General features: G+C 72.5%; 7 protein-coding genes. 3 read left to right on the top strand and 4 right to left on the bottom strand.

Going from position 1 to position 5,296, the window contains the following annotated elements; genetic code table 11:
- Both ABD308_RS16205 and ABD308_RS16210 read left to right on the top strand, forming a co-directional pair.
- Positions 1-426 (top strand): CofC family guanylyltransferase (locus ABD308_RS16205; RefSeq protein WP_486327028.1); only part of this gene is annotated, 426 nt, incomplete at its 5' end.
- A gap of 58 nt (positions 427-484) precedes the next feature.
- Complete coding sequence (locus ABD308_RS16210) at positions 485-706, top strand: hypothetical protein (protein ID WP_063347710.1); 222 nt, start codon at positions 485-487, stop codon at positions 704-706.
- A 152-nt stretch (positions 707-858) separates the two neighbouring features.
- Here ABD308_RS16210 and ABD308_RS16215 read toward each other — a convergent pair whose 3' ends face one another.
- From ABD308_RS16215 to leuC, 4 genes are all read right to left on the bottom strand, one after another.
- Positions 859-1,608: an HU family DNA-binding protein gene (locus ABD308_RS16215; protein WP_344334141.1), complete on the bottom strand. Its 750-nt coding sequence runs from the start codon at positions 1,606-1,608 to the stop codon at positions 859-861.
- 133 nt (positions 1,609-1,741) lie between these two features.
- Positions 1,742-2,089: an SCO5555 family protein gene (locus tag ABD308_RS39700; RefSeq protein WP_380764579.1), complete on the bottom strand. Its 348-nt coding sequence runs from the start codon at positions 2,087-2,089 to the stop codon at positions 1,742-1,744.
- 183 nt (positions 2,090-2,272) lie between these two features.
- Positions 2,273-2,869: a 3-isopropylmalate dehydratase small subunit gene (gene leuD / locus ABD308_RS16225; protein WP_344334142.1), complete on the bottom strand. Its 597-nt coding sequence runs from the start codon at positions 2,867-2,869 to the stop codon at positions 2,273-2,275.
- Positions 2,870-2,874: 5 nt separating this feature from the next.
- The gene (gene leuC, locus ABD308_RS16230) at positions 2,875-4,296 is read right to left on the bottom strand and encodes a 3-isopropylmalate dehydratase large subunit (RefSeq protein WP_344334143.1); all 1,422 of its coding nucleotides are present in this window, start codon (positions 4,294-4,296) and stop codon (positions 2,875-2,877) included.
- A gap of 229 nt (positions 4,297-4,525) precedes the next feature.
- Here leuC and ABD308_RS16235 point away from each other — a divergent pair, with 229 nt between their 5' ends.
- Positions 4,526-5,239, top strand: a complete 714-nt coding sequence (locus ABD308_RS16235) for an IclR family transcriptional regulator (RefSeq protein ID WP_030306825.1) — start codon at positions 4,526-4,528, stop codon at positions 5,237-5,239.
- The last annotated feature ends 57 nt before the right edge of the window (positions 5,240-5,296 follow it).

Below are 5,296 nucleotides of genomic sequence, written 5' to 3' on the forward strand. Positions count from 1 at the left end.
GAGCCCGGCGGCGGACTCAACGAGGCCCTGGCGCACGGCGCGTCGGCCGCGCTGGTCCTCGCGCCCCGTGCGCCGGTGGCCGCGCTCTCCGCGGACCTGCCGGCGCTGCGGCCGAACGAGTTGGGCCGGGTGCTGGGTGCGGTGCCCGCGGCCGGCCGGGCCTTCCTGCCGGACGCCCCCGGGCTGGGCACCACCCTGCTGGCCTGCGCCCCGGGCAGCCCGCTCGCTCCCGCGTTCGGGGACGGCTCACGCGCCCGGCACGCGGCCGGCGGCGCCCGCGAACTGCGGCTGCCCGGCGTGGAGTCGGTCCGCCGGGACGTCGACACCGGGGAGGACCTGGCCGAGGCGCTGGCCCTGGGCGTCGGCCCGCACACCCACGCCCTGGCGACCCGCCTCGGCTACCTCCCGCACCGACGGCCCCGCTGAGACGGCCGGACGCCGGACGACGAGGAGTGCTGTCGGTGCCCCTCGCTATGCTGCTGCCATGCAGGCCACCGCGTTCACCTTCGACCCCGCCACCCGGGCCGGCTCCGTGCTGCTCGACGACGGGACCCCGGTGCCGTTCGACGCGGCCGCCTTCGACGCCGGCGGTCTGCGGCTGCTGCGTCCGGGGCAGCGGGTGCGGATCCGCACCGAGGGCGCCGGCGAGGCCCGCCGGGTGGTCTTCGTGACGCTGCAGACCTTCCCCGACCCGGCAGCGGGCTGACCCCCCGGGCCGTTCCTCCCCCGCCGTTCCCCGGAAGACCGGCCGGAAAGCCGGCCGAAATGCCGGAGAGCCGTGGCACCGACCCGCCCGGAATTCCGGGGGTGGGGCGGCACCACGGCTCTCGAAGGCCGTCCGGCGAGGACGCGCGGCGACTACTTGGCAGAGGTCTTGCGCGCGGTGGTCTTGCGGGTGGCGGTCTTCTTCGCCGGCGCCGTCTTCTTGGCCGTGGCGGTCGCCTTCTTGGCGGTCGCGGTGGTCTTCTTGGCGGCGGCCGTGGTCGTCGCCTTCTTGGCGGCGGCCGTGGTCTTCTTGGTCGCGGTCGCGGTGGTCTTCTTCGCGGCGGCGGCGGTGGTGGTGGCCTTCTTGGTGGCGGCCGCCTTCTTGGCGGCGGCCGTGGTCTTCTTCGCCGGGGTGGCGGCCGTCTTGGTGGCGGTCGCCTTGGTGGCGGTCGCCTTCTTGGCGGCGGTCTTCTTGGCCGGGGTGGCGGCGGCAGCGGCGGCGGCGGCCGTGGCGGCACGCTTGGTGGCGGCCCGCTTGGCGGCCGGGGTCGCGGCGACGCCGCTCTTGCCCGGGGTGAGGGAGCCCTTGGGGGCCTTCTTCACCGAGGGGCCTTCCTTCGGCAGCTTCTTGGCGCCGCTGACCAGGTCCTTGAAGCCCTGGCCCGGGCGGAAGCGGGGCACCGAGGTCTTCTTGACCTTGACCTTCTCGCCGGTCTGCGGGTTGCGGGCGAAGCGCGCGGAGCGCTCCACCTTCTCAAAGGTGCCGAAACCGGTGACCGAAACGCGGTCGCCGGCCACGACGGCGCGCACCATGGTGTCGAGCACTGCGTCGACGGCCTCTGCGGCAGCCTTGCGACCGCCCAGCTGCTCGGCCACCGCTTCGACAAGCTGAGCCTTGTTCACGTCTTCCCCTTCGGAAACGGGCGCCGGATGATTCCATCCGTTCATTTCGCACGTTAGGTATGTATCTGCGGACTTTCAATTACCAAACGCGCGAATCACCCTAGTGTCGCAATGGATTTGCGCGTCGGCGACCTCAGTCGACGGGCGGGCGCCCCTCGTCGAGGTCCTGCACAAAGCGACTCAACCGCCGCGCCGCCTCCGGAAGATCGCGCTTGGCGGTCTCCGTGACGATCAGCAGTTGACGGGTGAGAGCGGTCTTTGCATCGGCAGACACGTTCAGCGCATGCACGCGGTCGTGAGCTTGCTTCAACCGCTCGGCCACAAGCGCGAAGAGCGCTGCGACTTCCGGGTCGTCCGGCCCCTCAGCAGGTGAGGTTGCGGCGTCCGGCCGATCGTCAATTCGGCGTTCGGATCCCCGGCCCGTGGACTCCGGTGACGCGGGTTCGCCGCCCGCGTACGGAGGTTCATGGTGCCGGTGCATGCACTGATTGTGCCATCTACGCGCAGTTGTGCATGCTGCGGGGGCCTCTGTCGCAAAACCGAATCCCCAATCCGGTAGCACCGGACGGGCACAACTCCTTGCCCGGAACGGCGGATGGCCCGCCCCCCCGAGGGGGAGCGGGCCATCCGGCGGTTCGTCAGAATGCTTGTTCAGAAGGGGATCTCAGGCCACCGGCAGGGTACGCGGCTTGAACGCCGGGCGACCGGCCTCGAACGCGGCGATGTCGGCCTCGTTCCGCAGGGTGATGCTGATGTCGTCCAGGCCGTTGAGCAGCCGCCACCGGACGTTGTCGTCCAGTTCGAAGGGCGCGGTCACCCCCTCGGCCCGGACCTCGCGGGCCTCCAGGTCGACGGTGATCTCGGCGGCCGGGTCGGCCTCGACCAGCTCCCAGAGCCGCTCGACGGTCTCCTGCGGGAGGACCACGGTCAGCAGGCCGTTCTTCAGCGAGTTGCCGCGGAAGATGTCGGCGAAGCGCGAGGAGATCACCGCGTGGAAGCCGTAGTTCTGCAGCGCCCAGACGGCGTGCTCGCGGGAGGAGCCGGTGCCGAACTCGGGGCCGGCCACCAGGACCGTGGCGCCCTGGCGCTCGGGCCGGTTGAGGATGAACGACTCGTCCTTGCGCCAGGCCTCGAACAGGCCGCCCTCGAAACCGGAACGGGTGACCTTCTTGAGCCAGTGGGCGGGGATGATCTGGTCGGTGTCGACGTTGCTGCGGCGCAGCGGCACGGCCCGGCCGGTGTGGGTGGTGAACTTCTCCATGCTGCTCAGACCTCCACGGCGGCGTCGGCCACCAGATCGGCGGGGGCCGCCAGACGGCCCAGGACGGCGGTCGCGGCGGCGACCTGCGGCGAGACCAGGTGGGTGCGTCCGCCCTTGCCCTGACGGCCCTCGAAGTTGCGGTTCGAGGTGGAGGCGCAGCGCTCGCCGGGGGCGAGCTGGTCGGGGTTCATGCCCAGGCACATCGAGCAGCCCGCGTGCCGCCACTCGGCGCCGGCGGCGGTGAACACCTGGTCCAGGCCCTCCTCGACGGCCTGCAGGGCGACCCGGACGGAGCCGGGGACGACCAGCATGCGCACGCCGTCGGCGATCCGGCGGCCGCGCAGCAGGTCGGCGGCGGCGCGCAGGTCCTCGATCCGGCCGTTGGTGCAGGAGCCGACGAAGACCGCGTCGACCTCGACCTCGCGCAGCGGGGTGCCGGCCTCCAGGCCCATGTAGGCCAGGGCGTTCTCGGCGGCGATCCGCTCCTGCGGGTCGGCGAAGGAGGCCGGGTCCGGCACGGCGGAGCCGAGCGGGGCGCCCTGGCCGGGGTTGGTGCCCCAGGTGACGAACGGGGTCAGCTCGGCGGCGTCGATGAAGATCTCGTGGTCGAAGACCGCGTCCTCGTCGGTGGCCAGGGTCTTCCAGTACTCGACCGCGGCGTCCCAGTCCTCGCCCTGCGGGGCGTGCGGACGGCCCTTGAGGTACTCGAAGGTGGTCTCGTCGGGGGCGATCATGCCGGCCCGGGCGCCCGCCTCGATGGACATGTTGCAGACGGTCATCCGGGCCTCCATGGAGAGGCCGCGGATCGCCGAGCCGCGGTACTCCAGGACGTAGCCCTGGCCGCCGCCGGTGCCGATCCGGGCGATGATCGCCAGGATGAGGTCCTTGGCGGTGACGCCCTCGGGCAGCTCGCCCTCGACGGTGATCGCCATGGTGCGGAACGGGGCCAGCGGCAGCGTCTGGGTGGCCAGCACGTGCTCGACCTGGCTGGTGCCGATGCCGAACGCCAGCGCGCCGAACGCGCCGTGGGTGGAGGTGTGGGAATCGCCACAGACCACGGTGGTGCCGGGCTGGGTCAGGCCCAGCTGCGGGCCGACCACGTGCACGACGCCCTGCTCGACGTCGCCCAGCGAGTGGATCCGGACGCCGAACTCGGCCGCGTTCCTGCGCAGGGTCTCCAGCTGGACCCTGGAGACCGGGTCGGCGATCGGCTTGTCGATGTCCAGGGTCGGGGTGTTGTGGTCCTCGGTGGCGATCGTGAGATCGGTGCGGCGGACCGTGCGCCCGGCCAGCCGGAGGCCGTCGAAGGCCTGCGGGCTGGTCACCTCGTGGAGCAGGTGCAGGTCGATGAAGAGCAGGTCGGGCTCGCCCTCCGCGCGCCGCACGACGTGGTCGTCCCAGACCTTCTCTGCGAGTGTCCGTCCCATCGGGTTCCCTCCAGCCGGCCGCGTTGCCGGCCTTCTCGTGTGTCGGGGTAGAAGCTGTCGCCGCCCCGTGCGGCACGCGTCGCGCGGCCTGCACGCCGGACGCTGTCCACGATGCGGACGCCTTGACGGGGCCGCATCCTGGATGTCTCCCGGGCTGCTGCATCCAGAGTGGCGCTTTTCTCGGAAGATTGAACTTGCGTCTCGCGGAATGAGACTGCAGTCTTAGGGCATGGACAACTCTAGCGGCGTCGGCGTGCTCGACAAGGCCGCTCTGGTGCTGAGCGCACTGGAGTCGGGCCCCGCCACGTTGGCGGGGCTGGTCGCCGCCACCGGTCTGGCGCGCCCCACGGCCCACAGACTCGCCGTCGCACTCGAACACCACCGCCTGGTCACCAGGGACATGCAGGGGCGTTTCATCCTCGGCCCCCGCCTGTCCGAACTCTCCGCCGCGGCGGGTGAGGACCGGCTGCTCGCCACCGCGGGCCCGGTCCTGACCCATCTGCGCGACGTCACCGGCGAGAGCGCACAGCTCTACCGCCGGCAGGGCGAGATGCGGATCTGCGTCGCGGCCGCCGAGCGGCTCTCCGGTCTGCGGGACACCGTCCCGGTCGGCAGCACCCTGCCGATGAAGGCCGGCTCGGCCGCCCAGGTCCTGCTGGCCTGGGAGGAGCCCGAGCGGCTGCACCGCGGTCTCCAGGGCGCCCGCTTCACCGCCACCGCGCTCAGCGGCGTCCGGCGGCGCGGCTGGGCCCAGTCGATCGGGGAGCGCGAGCCGGGCGTGGCGTCCGTCTCCGCGCCGGTCCGCGGCCCCTCCAACCGCGTCGTGGCCGCCGTCTCGGTCTCCGGACCGATCGAGCGCCTGACCCGCCACCCCGGGCGGCTGCACGCGCAGGCCATCATCGAGGCCGCCAACCGGCTCACCGAGGCCCTGCGCCGCAGCTGACCCCACCCTTCCCCCGCCCCCACCCGACCCACCGAAAAGGGCCCCGCTCGGCGTCGA

It is taken from the genome of Kitasatospora putterlickiae (genome assembly GCF_039527695.1).
Lineage (GTDB): Bacteria > Actinomycetota > Actinomycetes > Streptomycetales > Streptomycetaceae > Kitasatospora > Kitasatospora putterlickiae.

Coding starts and splice junctions, on each gene's coding strand:
- ABD308_RS16210 (WP_063347710.1), top strand. CDS start 485: ATGCAGGCCACCGCGTTCACCTTCGACCCCGCCACCCGGGCCGGCTCC.
- ABD308_RS39700 (WP_380764579.1), bottom strand. CDS start 2,089: ATGCACCGGCACCATGAACCTCCGTACGCGGGCGGCGAACCCGCGTCA.
- leuD (WP_344334142.1), bottom strand. CDS start 2,869: ATGGAGAAGTTCACCACCCACACCGGCCGGGCCGTGCCGCTGCGCCGC.
- leuC (WP_344334143.1), bottom strand. CDS start 4,296: ATGGGACGGACACTCGCAGAGAAGGTCTGGGACGACCACGTCGTGCGG.
- ABD308_RS16235 (WP_030306825.1), top strand. CDS start 4,526: ATGGACAACTCTAGCGGCGTCGGCGTGCTCGACAAGGCCGCTCTGGTG.